The following is a 17463-nucleotide window of genomic DNA, read 5'->3' on the forward strand; positions in this document are numbered from 1 at the left end:
CCGCAGCCCTCGGCCGACCCCGCGCACAGGGGGGTCGCGTCATGTTTTCGGCCGGTGGGCCTTACTCCTTCGGGGTAAGGCCCACCGGCCGTTTCCGGTGCGCGTCAGGGATCCGTCAGGGATGCCCGCCCGGGCGCCGATCGGTGCGTGAACAGGGCGGACGTCCCGGAGAATGGGCGCATGGGACGCGGCAAGCTAAGGATCTATCTCGGCGCGGCACCCGGTGTGGGCAAGACCTACGCGATGCTCTCCGAGGGCCATCGCCGAGTGGAGCGGGGCGCGGACTGCGTCGTCGGCTTCGTCGAGCACCACGGGCGACCGCGTACCGAAGTCATGCTCCACGGGCTCGAACAGGTGGAGCGCAAGGCCCTGGCGTACCGCGGGGCGGCCTTCACCGAGATGGACGTGGACGCGCTCCTCGCACGCAGACCCGCCATAGCGCTGGTGGACGAGCTCGCGCACACCAATGTGCCCGGCTCGCGCAACGCCAAGCGCTGGCAGGACGTCGAAGACCTGCTGCGGGCCGGCATCGACGTCGTGACCACGGTGAACATCCAGCACCTGGAGTCGCTCGGGGACGTGGTCGAATCGATCACCGGGGTGCGGCAGCGGGAGACCGTGCCGGACGAGGTGGTCCGCAGGGCCGACCAGATCGAGCTGGTCGACATGTCCCCGCAGGCGCTGCGCCGGCGGATGGCCCACGGGAACATATACAAGCCCGAAAAGGTCGACGCGGCCCTGTCCAACTACTTCCGGCCCGGCAACCTCACCGCCCTGCGCGAGCTGGCGCTGCTGTGGGTGGCCGACCGGGCCGACGAGTACCTCCAGCAGTACCGCGGCGAGCACGACATCCGCTCCACCTGGCAGGCGCGCGAGCGGATCGTCGTCGGGCTCACCGGCGGGCCGGAGGGGCGCACGCTCATCCGGCGCGCCTCGCGGATGGCGGCCAAGGGCTCCGGCAGCGAGATCCTGGCCGTCTACATCGCCCGCAGCGACGGCCTGACCGCCGCCTCGCCCAAGGAGCTCGCGGTCCAGCGGACCCTGGTCGAGGACCTGGGCGGAACGTTTCACCATGTGATCGGCGACAACATCCCCGACGCGCTGCTCGCCTTCGCACGCGGGGTCAACGCCACCCAGATCGTGCTCGGCTCCAGCCGCCGCAAGGCCTGGCAGTACGTCTACGGCCCCGGTGTGGGCGCCACCGTGGCCCGCGACTCGGGCCCCGACCTCGACGTGCACATCGTCACGCACGGCGAGGTGGCCAAGGGGCGCGGCCTGCCCGTGGTCCGCTCGGCGGCCCGCCTCGGACGCAACCGGATCCTCGCCGGCTGGGTGGTGGGAGTGGGCCTGCCACTGCTGCTGTCCCTGCTGCTCACGAACGTCGAGACCGATCCCGGGCTCGCCAACGACATGCTGCTCTTCCTGGCGCTGACGGTGGCGGCCGCGCTGCTCGGCGGACGCTGGCCGGCCCTGGCCTCCGCCGCCGTGGGCTCACTGCTGCTGAACTACTACTTCGCGCCGCCGGTGCACCGGCTCACCGTCTCCGACCCCAAGAACATCGTGGCCATCGCCATCTTCTTCGGGGTCGCCGTCTCGGTGGCCTCGGTGGTGGACCTGGCCGCCCGGCGCACCCATCAGGCCGCGCGGCTGCGCGCCGAGTCGGAGATCCTCTCCTTCCTGGCGGGCAGCGTGCTCCGCGGGGAGACCGCGCTCGACGCGCTGCTGGAGCGGGTCCGCGAGACCTTCGCCATGCAGTCCGTGGCCCTGCTGGAGCGCGCGGGCGACGTCGAGCCCTGGACCCGGGCCGGCAGCGTCGGCCCGAGCCCCGTGGACCGGCCCGAGGACGCCGATGTGGACATGCCCATCGGGGACCACATGGCGCTGGCCCTGTCCGGGCGGGTGCTGCCCGCGGAGGACCGTCGGGTGCTCGGGGCCTTCGCCGCCCAGGCGGCCGTGGTCCTGGACCGCCAGCGCCTGGTCGGGGAGGCCGAGGAGGCCCGCCGGCTGGCCGAGGGCAACCGGATCCGGACCGCGCTGCTGGCTGCCGTCAGCCATGACCTGCGTACGCCGCTGGCCTCCATCAAGGCGTCCGTGAGCTCCCTGCGCTCCGACGACGTGGAATGGTCCGAGGAGGACCGGGCCGAGCTCCTCGAAGGCATCGAGGACGGCGCCGACCGCCTCGACCACCTGGTGGGCAACCTGCTGGACATGTCCCGGCTCCAGACCGGCACCGTCACCCCGCTGATCCGGGAGATCGACCTCGACGAGGTGGTCCCGATGGCGCTGGGCGGCGTACCGGAGGACAGCGTGGTGCTGGACGTGCCCGAGACACTGCCGATGGTCGCGGTGGACCCGGGGCTGCTGGAGCGGACCGTGGCCAACGTGGTGGAGAACGCCGTCAAGTACAGCCCGCCGGGAGAACCGGTGCTGGTGGCGGCCAGCTTCCTCGGCGACCGGGTCGAGGTGCGGGTCGTCGACCGGGGCCGGGGCGTGCCCGACGAGGCCAAGGACCGGATCTTCGCCCCCTTCCAGCGGTACGGAGACGCCCCGCGCGGGGCCGGAGTGGGCCTCGGGCTCGCGGTCGCCCGTGGCTTCGCCGAGGCCATGGGCGGCACCCTGACGGCCGAGGACACCCCCGGTGGCGGGCTGACGATGGTGCTGACCCTGCGCGCCGTGACCCGCGGGCGCGCACCGGTACAGGTCACGGTGGACGGCGAGGGCCGCAGCATCGTCCCCGGCACGGACGCGGACATGATGGGCGCGGACATGATGAAACGTGATCACGACCGTGATCGCACGACGCGACAGAAGGCAGGACCCCAATGACCCGGGTGCTCGTGGTGGAAGACGAGCCGCAGATCGTCCGAGCCCTCGTGATCAATCTGAAGGCGCGCAAGTACGAGGTCGACGCGGCCGCCGACGGAGCGAGCGCACTGGAGCTCGCGGCGGCCCGCCACCCCGACGTGGTCCTGCTCGACCTCGGTCTGCCCGACATGGACGGGATCGAGGTGATCAAGGGCCTGCGCGGCTGGACCCGGGTGCCGATCCTCGTCCTCTCGGCCCGCCACACCTCCGACGAGAAGGTCGAGGCCCTGGACGCGGGCGCGGACGACTACGTCACCAAGCCCTTCGGCATGGACGAGCTGCTGGCCCGGCTGCGCGCCGCCGTCCGCCGGGCCGAGCCCCCGGCCGGCTCCGGCGACGACGAGGTGATCGTGGAGACCGAGGGCTTCACGGTGGACCTGGCCGCCAAGAAGGCCGTACGCGAGGGGCGCGACGTACGCCTGACGCCCACCGAGTGGCACCTGCTGGAGGTCCTGGTCCGCAACGGCGGCAAGCTGGTCAGCCAGAAGCAGCTGCTCCAGGAGGTGTGGGGGCCCTCCTACGGCACCGAGACGAACTACCTGCGGGTCTACATGGCCCAGCTGCGGCGCAAACTGGAGGCGGACCCCTCCCACCCCCGGCACTTCATCACCGAACCGGGCATGGGATACCGCTTCGAGAGGTAGTGGGCACGCCGGTACGCTTCCTTGTATGAGTGCTGAACCGCGTCCCGACAAGTCCGCCAAGCCGACCAGGCCGGCGGGCCGGTTCCGCCGGATGATCGAGCGGCTGTCCACCTCGCAGGAGGAGCTGCATTCGGCTGAGCTGCAGGAGGACGCAGAAGCCGCGGGGTGCACGCGGATCTGCGACTGCCACGACCGCCAGATAGTGAAGGTGACCGGAACCCTGCGTACCGTCACCCTGCGGCCGCGGGCGGGCGTCCCCGCCCTGGAAGCGGAGCTGTTCGACGGCTCGGCAGCCCTGGACGTGGTCTGGCTCGGACGTCGCTCGATCGTGGGAATCGAGCCCGGTCGCCGCATGATCGCCTCCGGGCGGATCTCCATGACCCACGGCCGTCGGGTGCTCTTCAACCCGAAGTACGAACTCCGACCGCTCGGACAGGAGCACTGACCGGTGACGTCACTCGACAAACCGACCACCCCAGAACCGGCCGCCAGGCCTCCCCGGGCCGCCGCCTCCCAGGCTCCTTCCGAGGACCAGAAGGCGGTGACCCAGGCGGCGCTCTTCGACGCCTTCGGCGGCATCCGGGGCACCGTGGAGACGATGCTCCCCGGGCTGCTCTTCGTCATGATCTACACGATCAACAAGGACGTGAAGCTGTCCGCCATCGCCGCGGGCGCGCTCGCGGTGCTGCTCGTGATCGCGCGGCTGCTGCGCAAGGACACGGTGAAGCACGCCTTCAGCGGCGTCTTCGGCGTGGGCGTGGGCGTGGCCTTCGCCCTGTTCACGGGCGACCCGAAGGGCTTCTACCTGCCGGGCATGATCTACGGCGCCGGTCTGGGCGTGGCCTTCACGGTCTCGGCCCTGGTGGGCTTCCCGCTGCTCGGCGTGATCCTGGGCCCGGTGTTCAAGGAGAACCTGTCCTGGCGCACCCGCAACCCGGGACGCAAGAAGGCGTACACCAAGGCCAGTCTGGCCTGGGGGCTCGTCTTCCTCGCCAAGTACGCGATCCTCTTCCCGCTGTACTGGTGGGGCGACGCGACGCAGCTGGGCTGGGTGCTGATCGCGCTGAAGCTGCCGCCGATGCTGATCGCGGTGTACTTCACCTGGGTGTTCCTGGTGAAGGCGCCGCCGCCGATCGATGTGATCGCGGAGTGGGAAGCCAAGGAGGCTGCCGCGGGGAAGCAGGGGTCCTGACCCCGTCCGCCGCGTACGGGTGAATGCGAAGGGGGCGGGGCGACCGGTTGGTCGCCCCGCCCCCTTCGGCATTTCGTCAGCTACGGGCCTGGAGGAGGTCCTCCAGCTGTTCCTCGCGTGCCTGGGCGGCCACGAAGAGGAGTTCGTCGCCCGGCTCCAGGGTCTCCTCCGCGTGCGGGGTGAGGACCCGGTTGCCCCGGATGATCGTGACCAGCGAGGTGTCCTCGGGCCAGGTGATGTCGCCGATCTGGGTGCCCGCGACCGAGGAGTCGGCCGGCAGGGTCAGCTCGACGAGGTTGGCGTCGCCGTGGCTGAAGCGCAGCAGCCGCACGAGGTCGCCGACGCTGACGGCCTCCTCGACCAGGGCCGACATCAGTCGCGGCGTCGAGACGGCGACGTCGACGCCCCAGGACTCGTTGAAGAGCCACTCGTTCTTCGGGTTGTTCACCCGGGCCACCACGCGCGGCACCCCGTACTCGGTCTTGGCGAGCAGCGAGACGACGAGGTTGACCTTGTCGTCACCGGTCGCGGCGATGACCACGTTGCAGCGCTGGAGCGCCGCCTCGTCCAGCGAGGTGATCTCGCAGGCGTCGGCCAGCAGCCACTCGGCCTGCGGCACCCGCTCCACCGAGATGGCGGTCGGCGCCTTGTCGACCAGCAGCACCTCGTGGCCGTTCTCCAGCAGTTCGCCCGCGATGGAGCGGCCCACCGCGCCTGCCCCGGCGATCGCGACCCTCATGCGTGTGCCTCCTCAGGCCCCTCGGCGAAAGCCGCTTCGACCTTGTCGATCTCGTCCGTACGCATCATCACGTGGACGAGGTCGCCCTCCTGGAGGACCGTCGCCGACGTGGGCAGCATGGCCTCGCCCAGGCGGGTGAGGAAGGCGACGCGGACGCCGGTCTCCTCCTGGAGCTTGCTGACCTTGTGTCCGATCCAGGCGGCGGAGGTGTGCACCTCGGCGAGCTGCACACCACCGCTCGGATCGCGCCACAGCGGCTCGGCGCCCGATGGCAGCAGCCGGCGCAGCATCTGGTCGGCGGTCCACCGCACGGTGGCGACGGTGGGGATGCCCAAACGCTGGTAGACCTCGGCGCGCTTGGGGTCGTAGATGCGGGCGGCGACGTTCTCGACGCCGAACATCTCACGCGCGACGCGCGCGGCGATGATGTTGGAATTGTCACCACTGCTGACGGCGGCGAAGGCGCCCGCATCCTCGATGCCGGCCTCCCGCAGGGTGTCCTGGTCGAAGCCGACCCCGGTGACGCGGCGGCCGCCGAATCCGGCTCCCAGCCGGCGGAATGCGGTGGGGTCCTGGTCGACGACTGCGACCGTGTGCCCCTGCTGTTCCAGGGTTTGCGCGAGGGCGGAGCCCACTCTTCCGCAGCCCATAATGACGATGTGCACGGCCGTCCTTCCGGCTGTCAGCGACTCGCTGGTTCCCAGCCTCATTGCATGCTCTGGATTAACAGGGTCTCAGACCATGGCCCAAGCTACACACGGGCGGTCACGAGTGTGGTCCCTTGGGGCGCAGTCGTGGTGCGCTCGGGGAGGAAATGCGGCGGGATTGCAGGTTGAAGGGGTGGGGGGTTCGTCAGGCTGATTTCGAACGCTTACGATCCTCTGCGTGTCCAAACTGACCGACGTGCCCAAACGGATCCTGATCGGCCGGGCGCTACGCAGCGACCGCCTCGGAGAAACACTCCTTCCCAAGCGGATCGCCCTTCCCGTCTTCGCATCCGACCCGCTCTCCTCCGTGGCATATGCCCCCGGCGAGGTCCTGCTGGTCCTGTCGATCGCGGGCGTGTCGGCGTACCGCTTCAGCCCATGGATCGCCGCCGCGGTCGTCGTGCTGATGTTCACCGTGGTCGCCTCGTACAGGCAGAACGTCCACGCCTACCCGAGCGGCGGCGGTGACTACGAGGTCGCCAACACCAATCTCGGGCCCAAGGCCGGTCTCACCGTCGCGAGCGCCCTGCTCGTCGACTACGTCCTGACCGTCGCCGTTTCCATCTCCTCCGGAGTCGAGAATCTCGGCTCCGCCGTCGATTTCGTCATCGAGCACAAGGTGCTCTCGGCGATGATCATGATTCTGCTGCTCACGCTGATGAATCTGCGCGGGGTCAAGGAGTCCGGGAATCTCTTCGCCATCCCGACCTATGTCTTCGTCGGCGCCGTCTTCGTGATGATCGCCTGGGGCGCCTGGCGGGGCATCGTCGTCGGCGACACCATGAAGGCCCCCACCGCGGACCTGGAGATCAAGGCCGAGCACCAGGGCCTGGCCGGATTCGCGCTGGTGTTCCTGCTGCTGAGGGCCTTCTCCTCCGGCTGTGCCGCGCTGACCGGCGTCGAGGCCATCAGCAACGGCGTGCCCGCCTTCCGCAAGCCCAAGAGCAAGAACGCGGCCACGACCCTCCTCCTCATGGGCGGCCTGGCCGTCACCATGTTCTGCGGGATCATCGGCCTGGCCATGGCCACCAACGTGCGGATGGCCGAGAAGCCCGCCACGGACCTGCTGGCGAACGGCGTCGCGGTCGGCGACGGATACGTGCAGAACCCGGTGATCTCCCAGGTCGCCGAAGCCGTGTTCGGCAAGGGCAGCCTCCTCTTCATCGTGCTCGCCGCGGCCACCGCGCTCGTGCTCTTCCTGGCCGCCAACACCGCGTACAACGGCTTCCCGCTGCTCGGCTCGATCCTCGCCCAGGACCGCTACCTGCCGCGCCAGCTCCACACGCGCGGCGACCGGCTCGCCTTCTCCAACGGCATCGTGCTGCTCGCGGGCGCCGCGATGCTGCTCGTGTGGATCTACGACGCCGACTCGACGAAGCTGATCCAGCTCTACATCGTCGGCGTCTTCGTCTCCTTCACGCTGAGCCAGATCGGCATGGTCCGGCACTGGAACCGCCATCTGAAGGCGGAGCGGGACCAGGCCGCCCGGCGCCGGATGCACCGCTCCCGGGCCATCAACACCTTCGGCGCCTTCTTCACCGGCATGGTGCTGGTCGTCGTCCTCGCCACCAAGTTCACCCACGGCGCCTGGGTCGCCCTGCTCGGCATGGTGATCTTCTACGCCACGATGAGCGCGATCCGGAAGCACTACGACCGGGTCTCCGCCGAGATCGCCGCGGCCGAGGGCCCGAGCGACGACAGCGTGCGGCCCTCCCGGGTCCACTCGATCGTCCTGGTCTCCAAGGTCCACAAGCCCACGCTGCGCGCCCTGGCCTTCGCCAAGCTGACCCGCTCGGACACCCTGGAGGCGCTCAGCATCAGCGTCGACCCGGTCGAGACCAAGGCGCTGCGCGAGGAGTGGGAGCGCCGCGGGATCAACGTCCCGCTGAAGATCCTCGACTCGCCGTACCGGGAGATCACCCGCCCGGTGGTGGAGTACGTGAAGGGCCTGCGCAGCGAGAACCCGCGCGACGCCGTCAGCGTCTACATCCCCGAGTACGTCGTCGGCCGCTGGTACGAACACCTGCTGCACAACCAGAGCGCGCTGCGCCTCAAGGGCCGGCTGCTCTTCACCCCCGGCGTGATGGTCACCTCGGTGCCGTACCAGCTGGAGTCCTCGGAGCTCGCCAAGAAGCGGGCGAAGAAGCGCCAGGAATGGAACGCCCCGGGCTCGGTGCGCCGTGGCCCGGTGGACACCCCGCGGCCTCCCAAGGAGCCCGCCTCGAAGGGCTGAACCGGTTGGTGAACGGCCGGACGAGATCCACGTAAACTGGTGGGTCGGTCGTCCGGCCGTTCCCCGTTTCAGTTTTTTGGAGTCTCCCCACCATGACGAGCGCCGAGCAGAACGAGAAGCAGTCACTGGTCGGGGAGGAGTACGAGGTCGAGGTCGGCCCCGTCGCACACGGCGGGCACTGCATCGCCCGGACCGAGGACGGCCGTGTCCTGTTCGTCCGGCACACCCTGCCCGGCGAGAAGGTCATCGCGAAGGTCACGGAGGGCGACGAGGACTCCCGCTACCTGCGCGCCGACGCGATCACCGTGCTGGAGGCCTCCAAGGACCGCGTGGCGGCCCCCTGCCCGTACGCCGGCCCCGGCAAGTGCGGCGGCTGCGACTGGCAGCACGCCAAGCCCGGCGCCCAGCGCCGGCTCAAGGGCGAGGTCGTCGCCGAGCAGCTGAAGCGGCTCGCCGGGCTCACCCCGGAGGAAGCCGGCTGGGACGGCACCGTGATGCCGGCCGAGGGCGACAAGCTGCCCGCCGGGCAGGTCCCGCAGTGGCGCACGCGCGTGCAGTTCGCCATCGACGAGGACGGCATCGTCGGACTGCGCAAGCACCGCTCGCACGACATCGAGCCGATCGACCACTGCATGATCGCGGCGCCGGGCGTCAGCGAGCTGGGCATCGAGAAGCAGGACTGGCCGCAGATGGCCACGGTCGAGGCCATCGCGGCCACCGGTTCCGGCGACCGCCAGGTGGTCCTCACCCCCCGCCCCGGCGGCCGCCTCCCGCTCGTCGAGCTGGACAAGCCGGTCTCCGTCCTCCGGGTCGAGGAGAAGGACGGCGGGGTCCACCGGGTCCACGGCCGCCCCTTCGTCCGGGAGCGCGCGGACGGCCGTACGTACCGCGTGGGCATGGGCGGCTTCTGGCAGGTCCACCCGCAGGCCGCGGACACCCTGATCAAGGCCGTCATGCAGGGCCTGATGCCGCGCAAGGGCGAGATGGCCCTCGACCTCTACTGCGGCGTCGGCATCTTCGCGGGCGCACTGGCGGAGCGGCTCGGCGACACCGGCGCGGTCCTCGGCATCGAGTCGACGAAGCGCGCGGTCGAGGACGCCCGCCACAACCTGACCGACTTCCCCCGGGTCCGGATCGAGCAGGGCAAGGTCGAGCAGATCCTCCCGAAGACCGGGATCACCGAGTGCGACCTGGTCGTCCTGGACCCGCCCCGCGCGGGCGCCGGCAAGCAGACGGTCCGCCACATCGCGGGCCTGTCCGCCCGCCGCATCGCCTACGTGGCCTGCGACCCGGCGGCACTGGCCCGCGACCTGGGCTACTTCAAGGAGAACGGCTACAAGGTCCGCACGCTGCGCGTCTTCGACCTGTTCCCGATGACGCACCACGTGGAGTGCGTGGCGATCCTGGAGCCGATCTCCAAGGCTTCCTGACCTGCCGGTTCCCTCCGCCACCGCGGGGTGGGGGAGGGAACCGGGGCAGCCTGCCCGCGCGGGGCGGTCGTCAGCGTTGCTGCGGGATCTTCGGGTAGCGGGCGGCGATCATGTCGCTCGCCTTGGGGCCCTGGGCGAAGACGTACTCGGTGGTGTCGATCCGGCGGCCGGTGAGGCGGTCCACCACGACCGGGTCCGCCGGCGCGCCCGTTTCGGCGTTGACCAGGATGAGGCTGCGGTCCTCCGGCGCCAGTTGGTGATTGCCCCAGGCCGCCATGACCAGGATGAGCGGGCGCAGTGCGCGGCCGCGATCGGTGAGGCGGTACTTCAGGCCGTCGGCCTCCGAGGTGGCGTCCTCGGCTTCGAGGAGGTCCCTCGCCGTCAGGTCGGCCATGCGGTCCGCCAGTACGTCGGCGGGTGTCGCCAGGTTCCGGCGGATCGCCTCGAACGTGGTGTGGCCGTCGAAGACCTCGTGCAGGATCTCCAGGGTCCACCAGTGGCCGATGGCCGTGACCGTGCGTGCCAGTGGGCAGTCGGGGATCCGCGCCTTCGGGCCGGCCGGGCCGGCGGGGCGGGTCGGCTCCACACGTCCGCCGTCCTCGGTGCTCAAGAGATTGCTACTCACCGTCAGCTCCCATGGGGGTCGGAGTCGTCTGGAAAAGAGGCTCCTGTTCGTCAACGACCGGTGAGTTCACCAGCAGTTGACGAACAGGAGCCTCGGCACGTCAAGAACCGGGGTGGGAAACCTTCAGTGACCCGTACTGCCGCATTCCGTACAGCAGCGGACTGGGCTGCCTGGTCGACTGTGTTTCCACCTGGAGCACTTCTCCGAAGACCACGACGTGATCTCCGACGGGCAGCGTCTGGCTGACGCGGCAGTCCGCGATCGTGTGGGCGTCTTCGAGCAGGTGCGGCAGCCCGAATTCAGGTTCCGGGACCCACTTGACGTGTCCGAACCGGTCAGGTGCGCCCGAGGCGAACAGATTCGCCGCGGGCTCGGCCTGGTCGTGCAACAAGTTGACCGCGAACGCGGAAACTTGGAGCAGTGCCGCCAGGGTCGGGCTTTCGGCGCGCAAGCACACCAGCAGTGTCGGCGGTTGCAATGCGACGCTGCACATCGACGAGCAGGTCATCCCCCACGGCTCGCCGTCCGGCGCGGTCGTCGTCACGATGGCGACTCCGGCCGGATGCGTCGTCATGAGAGAGCGGAACTTCGCCGGGTCGACCAGTGCTCGCGCCACCGTGCCAGTTACAGGATCCGGCATGGTTCGCTACCTCCTCGCTTGGCGGCACAGCTGATCAGGAACGCATCCCTTTCAGCTTGTGGACCTGGGACAGGTAGTCCCAGTGGCTGGGCAGCCCCTCGACCAGTGACGCGGCCTGGTCGCGGACCGCTCGCAGTTCCTTGGTCGCGGCGACGTCGTCCATCAGCGCCAGGCCGGGCAGCGAACGTACGTCGAGACCACCGAGGCCCAGGATCATCGCGGTGTACGAGTAGGGCTCGAACCCGTGGTAGTAGGGGAAGACCGTGTCCGCGTCGGGCAGCTTCACCTTCCACTGCTCGAGCCGCTCGGCCAGGCCGTCCGGAACCTTGCGGGTCTTGGCGTCCTGCCAGTACTGGTTGTCATTGCGCTTGGCCGCGACGTAGTGCAGTACGAGGAACTCCCGCACGCCGTCCATGACGTTGGCCACTTGCCGGTTGTAGGACTTGCGCAGCTGATCGTCGTCCCGGCCGCCGGGGAAGTGCTTCACCAGCTGCTCGACGGCGTTCTGGATGAAGAAGAGCCCGGTCGACTCGAGCGGCTCGACGAACCCGCTGGAGAGGCCGATGGCCACGCAGTTGTTCACCCAGGAGTTCTCGCTCCGGCCGATCCGCATCCGAATGTGGTTGGCGGTCAGGTCGTCCGCGGCGGGGCCCACGAATTCGCGGAGCGTGCGCTCGGCCTCGTCCGGGGTGCAGTAGTCGCTGGCGTAGACGTAGCCCGTGCCGACCCGGCCGACCAGCGGGATCGTCCAGATCCAGCCCGCTTCCTGTGCGGACGCGCGCGTGTACGGGCCCATCCCCTGCTCGGCCATCTCCATGGGTACGCGCAGGGCGACCGCGCTGTCGTTCGGCAGGGTGTCCTGGTAGGAGAGGAAGGGCACCTCGAGGGTCTTGTTGAGCAGCATGCCGCGGAACCCGGTGCAGTCGATGAACAGATCGCCCGTCAGGTCGCCGTGTTCCTTGGTGCGTACGTGCGTGATGTAACCGCGCTCGTCCACCACGGTCTCGACCACGTCGTCCAGCACGTGCCGGGCACCGCGGTCGGTGGTGTACCGGGTGAGGAGCTTGGCCAGCAGCGTCGCGTCGAACTGGTACGCGTAGGGGAACTGGCTGGTCTGCTCGGCCATGGTCGACCGGGAGGCGTTCGCCGCCTCGTGCTCGCCGGCGTCGAGCGCCAGCAGGCTTCCCCCGAGCTGCCGGGGCGCGCGCTTGGCGTCGCAGAGCGCGGCGATCACCGAGCAGTCCTTGTCGTAGTCCGCGCTGGGCCGCTTGTGCAGCCACCAGTCGGCGAGGGACACGCCCTCCACGACGCGCGGCCGCTCGAAGGGATGGTAGAAGTGATGGCCCTTGGCTCGCCAGTTGTCGTAGCGAATCGCCAGTTTGTAGGTGCCGTGACACTCCGGCATCCAGTCGCTCTCCGACAGACCGAGATAGGAGAAGAAGTGCCGGATCGTGCTGAAGGAAGCTTCACCGACACCGATCGTGGGCACGTTCTTGGATTCGACGAGTGTTACCGCGAGCTGATCGCCGAACGTCGCCTTCAAATACGACGCGGTCATCCAGCCCGAGGTCCCGCCGCCGACGATGACAACACTCTTGGCCATTATTTCCTCACTTCTTTGTGCCGACCCGAATTCAACCGTCCTGGCTACCGCAAGCGCACGCCGTGGTCTTCGGCCTATCCGGCCGAAGCGAGGCCGCCGTCGCCACATTCGTCGACGAACTCCAGGAGCTTGCGCACCCCGGTCTCCAGCGACGTCGGATCCACACAGAACGCGATCCGGACCAGGTGCTGTGCCCACGGCGCGTAGTCGTGGGAACGGATCCGACCCTGGTCGTCGACGTCGGGACGCATGGCGAAACCGTTGCCCGGTACGACCGCGACGCCCTTGCTCTCCAGCAGCCGCGTCGCGAACGTCTCGGCGTCCAGCCCGGTCCGGCTCACGTCCAACATCGCGTACCAGCCGCCGGCCGGCAGTTCGCGCAGCAGTCCGGCCCGGACCAGCGGTGACAGCACGACGTCCCTGTTGTGCTGCACCAGCTTGCGGTTGATCTCCGCCGCTTCGGCCCGGCTGTCCAGGGCGGCGATCCCCGCGTACTGCACCGGGGTCGAGGTGCCGATGATGTTGGCCTCCTGCGCGACCTTCATGACATCGGCGGCCCGGTCGTTGGCCAGCGCCACGTAGCCCAGCCGGTAACCGGTCATCGCGAAGCTCTTGGAGAAGCTGAAGACGCTGTGCACGATGCGCTCGTCGACCGGGACATCGCGTTCGAGCGAAGCCGTCGAGATGTGCTCGCGCTCGTAGAGGAAGTGCTCGTAGGCCTCGTCGCTGATGACCTGCCAGCCCCGGCTGCGTGCCAGATCCAGCAGGGCGCCGAGTTCCTCGCGGTCCAGGACGACGCCGGTCGGGTTGGCCGGCGAGTTGATCAGCAGTACCCGGGTGCGCGGGGTCGCGGCGGCCGCGATCGCCTCGGGGTCGGGCCGGAAGTCCTTGCCGAGCGGGTACAGCACCGGCCGGAAGCCCGCGATCAGACTCTGCTGGAGGTGGACCGGCCAGTGCAGCTCGGGCAGGAGGATCTCGGCGCCGGGCTCGGCCAGCGACTGCAGCAGGGCGGCCAGGCCCTGGCACGAACCGGGCGAGATCAGCAGCCGGGAAACGGCGCTGTCCACGTCGTTGTCCGTACGGAGCTTCTCCACCACGGCCGCGCGCAGCTCGGGCAGGCCCTCCACGCCGGTGTATTTGGTGTCGCCCCGCCGCACGGCGTCGACGAACGCATCGGCAACGTTATCGGCCGGGTTGAAATAAGGGTCACCGACGTGCAGCTTCACCACCTCGACACCGGTCTCCTCCTCCCGCTTCTCCGCTGCCCGGAAAATACGGTGCAGACACGACGAAGGAATGGAGCCGGCGACGGACAAGATGTCTGGACTCACGCTCGTACCACCTTTGTTCCGTGAAGTGTTGTTCAGAATCGCAAGACTTGTTATGCGGTGCGGCCGCCGTCGACGGGAATCAGTGCTCCGGTGACCCAGCCCGACAATTCCGAGTCGAGCAGCATGCACACCCAGCGGCCGATTTCGCTCTCGTCACCGAACCGGCCCATCGGAGTCGACGAGAGGAGATCGACGCGCATCCGTTCGACACCCGCCCCGTCCAGACCGGTCTCGTCCCACATCGGGGTGTCCACCGGGCCGGGCATGATGGCGTTCACCCGTACGTCCGGGGCGAGTTCCCTCGCCAGCGAGCGGGTGAGGCTGTTGACGGCCGCCTTGGTCGCACCGTAGAAGGAGCGCCCCGGCATGGACAGCACACCGCCGACCGACGAGATGTTGACCGCGCTGCCGCGGTTGGCCCGCAGCTGCGGCAGCGCGCAGCGGATCAGTTCGGCCGGCGCACGGACGTTGACCGCGAACATCGCGTCGAACAGCGCGGGGTCGATCTCGTCGAGCCTGCCGAACCGGGCCAGACCCGCGTTGTTGACCACTGCGTCGAGCCGGCCGAAGCGCATCGTCGCCGCGGCGACGATCCGTTCGGCGGCGCCGGGTGCGCCGACGTCCTGGGCCACCACCGTCACGGCGTCCCCGTAGCGGTCCGCCAGATCACGCAGCGGTTCCTCGCGGCGCCCGACCACGGTCACGTTGGCGCCCGACTTCAGCACGGCTTCCGTGATCCCGCGGCCGATGCCGGTGGCCGCTCCGGTGACCACGACCGACTTTCCGGCGAGGGTCATCGCACGGCCTCGCTCTCGGCGGCAGCCGCGACGGACGCGACCACCTCGGCGATGTCGCCGATCAGCTCGGCTGGGTCCGAGAGCAGCCGGAAGTGCCCGCCCGGCCAGGCCCGCATGCTGAACCGGCCGTCTCCCACTGCCGCCCAGGCACCGAGCTGCGCTCCGTCCACCAGCGGATCCTCGGTGTTGTAGTAGCAGCGAACCTCGCACTGCAGCGGTTCGGCGTCCGGCGCGGGCCGGTAGGTCTCGTTGAGCGTGATGTCCGACCGGAGAACCGGCAGCAGCAGATCCCGCAGCTCGGCGTCGTCCGCGATGTCGGGATCGATCCCGCCGAGATCACGCAGGGCGTTCCACAGCTCGTCGTCGCCGGCCCGATGGGTGGTCCCGCCACCGGCCTGCCACGGCGCGGGAGCGCCCGAAACGAACAGGCAGCGCGGGGGCCTGCCGTTCTCCTGGAGCACGCGCGCGGTCTCGTACGCGACCAGGGCGCCCAGACTGTGCCCGAACAGGGCGCAGGGGGCCTGCTCCAGCTGCAGCAGTTCCGCGGCGACGTGTGCTCCGATCTCGGCCACGCTGCTCGCGGGCGCTTCGGCCATCCGGTCGGCGTGCCCCGGGTACTGCACAGCGAGCAGCGATACGTTCACGGGCATCGCTGACGACCAGGCGCGATAGGTCCCCGCCGAACCACCGGAATGTGGAAAGCAGACCAATCGGTCAGCCGGGCCCTCCACACTGTTGAGGGCCCGCAACCAGCCTCGGTCACGCGTTCGTAAGCGATTCACGCCACCGAGCTTCACCGAAACCCTCGGCCCACCCGCGGCAATCTGTCAAAGCTCTGTCGGGCCGGACGCGGCACCTGGGCTCTTGCCCGAACCTGAAGGCGTCGCAATCTAGGAGGACACATGCTGGACGGGTTCGTGCCCTGGCCAACCGGCTTCGCCGATCGCTACCGCCGTGCCGGCTACTGGCGCGGTGTCTCGCTGCGGCAGCTGATCGCCGACAGCGCCGGACGCCACCCGGACAAGATAGCCGCCGTGGACGCGACAAACCGAATCACCTACGCGGAGTTGGTCGCAGAAGCGGACCGCGTCGCGTCCGGTCTGCTGGAACTCGGCATCGCCAGTCGCGACCGGGTGGTGGTGCACCTGCCGAACCGGATCGACTTCCTGACCACCGTCATCGCCCTGTTCAGCATCGGCGCGATCCCCGTGATGGCCCTGCCCGGTCACCGCCGCGACGAGATCCTCCACCTGGCCCGCTCCTCGGACGCGGTGGCCTATGTCGGCCAGGACCGCTTCCAGGGCTTCGACTACCGCAACCTCGCCCGCGAGGTCCGCCGGGACGCGCCGGGTCTGCGGCACGTCGTGATCGCGGGTGAGGCGCAGGAGTTCACGCCGCTGTCCGAGATCGCCCGGTCCGCCGTACGGGAACTGGCGCCGGTCGACCCGTCCGAGGTGGCGCTGCTGCTGCTGTCGGGCGGAACCACCGGTGTGCCCAAGCTGATTCCCCGGACCCACGACGACTACGCGTACAACATCTTCGCGTGCGCCGAGGTCGTGGAATTCGATGACAGCGGCGTCTACCTCGCGGCCAACCCCGTGCCGCACAACGCCGCACTCGGCTGCCCGGGGGCGCTGGGTGCGCTGCTCGTCGGCGGAAAGGCCGTACTGGCCGCCAACCCCAGTCCCGACCACGTCTTCCCGCTGATCGAGCAGGAGGGCGTCACCCTCACGACACTGGTGCCGGCGTTGGCCCTGCTGTGGGCGGACGCGGCGCGCACCACCCCGGTCGACATGAGCCGCATGACCATCCAGGTGGGCAGCTCGAAGTTCGGGCCCGCCGCCGCGGAGCGGGTGAGCTCGAGTCTGGGGTGCCGCATCCTGAACGTGTACGGCATCGGTGAAGGGCTGATCACCCACACGCGCCTGGACGATCCGCCGGAGGTCGTCTTCGGTACGGAGGGCAAGCCCGTGTGCCCGGACGACGAGGTCAAGATCGTCGACGGCGACGACAAGGAAGTCCCCACCGGTGAGACCGGTGAACTGCTCACCCGCGGTCCGTACACGATCCGCGGCTACTTCGCCGCGCCGGAGCACAACAGCCGGTCCTTCACCGCGGACGGCTTCTACCGCACCGGCGATCTGGCCCGGATGACCGACGACGGCAACGTGATCATCGAGGGCCGGCTGAAGGACATCATCCACCACCTGGGTGAGAAGGTCTCGGCGGAAGAGGTGGAAGGCCACGTGCTGACCCACCCTCTGGTCCTGGACACCGCGGTGGTCGGCATCCCGGACGACGATCTCGACGAACGTCTCGTCGTGTTCGTCGTTCTCGGCAGTGACGCGGACACCACGGTGGCGCCGCTCTCGCTGCGCACGATCAGGGACCACATCCGCGCGCGCGGGCTGGCGTCCTACAAACTGCCGGACGAGCTGATCGTCGTGTCCGACCTCCCCCGTACTCCGGTGGGCAAGATCGACAAGAAGGCGCTGAAGGCTTCGCACGGTGAGAGCCAGGTGTCCTCGACGGCGTGAACGGCATGACGGCGTGAACGGTTTGAGTGACGGCGGGGGTCGGCGGTATGCCGGCCCCCGCCGGGCTGTTCGGTGGGACGCAGCGGGGCAGTGACCGGAGCGGACCGGTCACTGCCCCGT

15 protein-coding genes are annotated in these 17463 nt (G+C 69.4%); 7 read left to right on the plus strand and 8 right to left on the minus strand.

Going from position 1 to position 17463, the window contains the following annotated elements:
• The first annotated feature begins 180 nt into the window (after positions 1-180).
• Genes ACZ45T_RS15685 through ACZ45T_RS15700 form a run of 4 tightly spaced genes read left to right on the plus strand, consistent with a single transcriptional unit; the run spans position 181 to position 4701 of the window.
• On the plus strand, positions 181-2826 hold the full coding sequence (locus ACZ45T_RS15685) for a DUF4118 domain-containing protein (protein WP_468441425.1): 2646 nt from the start codon (positions 181-183) through the stop codon (positions 2824-2826).
• Positions 2823-3509, plus strand: coding sequence for a response regulator (locus ACZ45T_RS15690; RefSeq protein WP_468441427.1), 687 nt, complete (start codon positions 2823-2825; stop codon positions 3507-3509). Before ACZ45T_RS15685 ends, ACZ45T_RS15690 begins: the two co-directional genes overlap by 4 nt.
• Positions 3510-3534: 25 nt before the next feature.
• A complete protein-coding gene (locus ACZ45T_RS15695) occupies positions 3535-3954 on the plus strand; it encodes an OB-fold nucleic acid binding domain-containing protein (protein ID WP_468441429.1) in 420 nt (139 codons plus the stop codon).
• A 3-nt stretch (positions 3955-3957) separates the two neighbouring features.
• Positions 3958-4701 (plus strand): DUF3159 domain-containing protein, encoded by a 744-nt coding sequence (locus ACZ45T_RS15700; protein WP_468441431.1) that lies wholly within the window; start codon positions 3958-3960, stop codon positions 4699-4701.
• Between the two features lie 76 nt (positions 4702-4777).
• On the opposite strand, the gene ACZ45T_RS15705 is transcribed toward ACZ45T_RS15700, so the two are convergent.
• Positions 4778-5440: a potassium channel family protein gene (locus tag ACZ45T_RS15705; RefSeq protein ID WP_468441433.1), complete on the minus strand. Its 663-nt coding sequence runs from the start codon at positions 5438-5440 to the stop codon at positions 4778-4780.
• Positions 5437-6105 (minus strand): potassium channel family protein, encoded by a 669-nt coding sequence (locus tag ACZ45T_RS15710; RefSeq protein WP_030385679.1) that lies wholly within the window; start codon positions 6103-6105, stop codon positions 5437-5439. Before ACZ45T_RS15710 ends, ACZ45T_RS15705 begins: the two co-directional genes overlap by 4 nt.
• Before the next feature lie 220 nt (positions 6106-6325).
• On the opposite strand from ACZ45T_RS15710, the gene ACZ45T_RS15715 reads away from it, so the two are divergent.
• Positions 6326-8380, plus strand: coding sequence for an APC family permease (locus ACZ45T_RS15715; RefSeq protein ID WP_468441436.1), 2055 nt, complete (start codon positions 6326-6328; stop codon positions 8378-8380).
• A gap of 92 nt (positions 8381-8472) precedes the next feature.
• The gene (locus tag ACZ45T_RS15720) at positions 8473-9810 is read left to right on the plus strand and encodes a class I SAM-dependent RNA methyltransferase (RefSeq protein ID WP_468441438.1); all 1338 of its coding nucleotides are present in this window, start codon (positions 8473-8475) and stop codon (positions 9808-9810) included.
• A 70-nt stretch (positions 9811-9880) separates the two neighbouring features.
• Here the strand turns inward: ACZ45T_RS15720 and ACZ45T_RS15725 are convergent, their stop codons facing one another.
• The 6 genes from ACZ45T_RS15725 to ACZ45T_RS15750 form a co-directional block, all read right to left on the minus strand.
• Positions 9881-10435 carry a winged helix-turn-helix transcriptional regulator gene (locus ACZ45T_RS15725; protein WP_468441440.1) on the minus strand — a complete coding sequence of 185 codons (555 nt, stop codon included), beginning with the start codon at positions 10433-10435 and terminating at the stop codon, positions 9881-9883.
• Positions 10436-10535: 100 nt separating this feature from the next.
• Positions 10536-11075: a flavin reductase family protein gene (locus ACZ45T_RS15730; protein WP_468441442.1), complete on the minus strand. Its 540-nt coding sequence runs from the start codon at positions 11073-11075 to the stop codon at positions 10536-10538.
• A 34-nt stretch (positions 11076-11109) separates the two neighbouring features.
• Entirely contained in the window at positions 11110-12678 is a 1569-nt protein-coding gene (locus ACZ45T_RS15735; RefSeq protein ID WP_468441444.1) for a tryptophan halogenase family protein, read from the minus strand.
• Positions 12679-12752: 74 nt separating this feature from the next.
• Complete coding sequence (locus ACZ45T_RS15740; protein WP_468441446.1) at positions 12753-14009, minus strand: pyridoxal phosphate-dependent aminotransferase; 1257 nt, start codon at positions 14007-14009, stop codon at positions 12753-12755.
• 50 nt (positions 14010-14059) lie between these two features.
• Complete coding sequence (locus ACZ45T_RS15745; protein ID WP_468441448.1) at positions 14060-14806, minus strand: SDR family NAD(P)-dependent oxidoreductase; 747 nt, start codon at positions 14804-14806, stop codon at positions 14060-14062.
• Positions 14803-15603, minus strand: coding sequence for a thioesterase II family protein (locus ACZ45T_RS15750; protein WP_468441450.1), 801 nt, complete (start codon positions 15601-15603; stop codon positions 14803-14805). The genes ACZ45T_RS15745 and ACZ45T_RS15750 overlap by 4 nt, the downstream gene beginning before the upstream one ends.
• A 105-nt stretch (positions 15604-15708) precedes the next feature.
• Here ACZ45T_RS15750 and ACZ45T_RS15755 point away from each other — a divergent pair, with 105 nt between their 5' ends.
• Positions 15709-17343, plus strand: a complete 1635-nt coding sequence (locus ACZ45T_RS15755) for a (2,3-dihydroxybenzoyl)adenylate synthase (protein ID WP_468441452.1) — start codon at positions 15709-15711, stop codon at positions 17341-17343.
• Positions 17344-17463 lie beyond the last annotated feature (120 nt).

This window comes from Streptomyces sp. NPDC030995 (assembly GCF_055571215.1).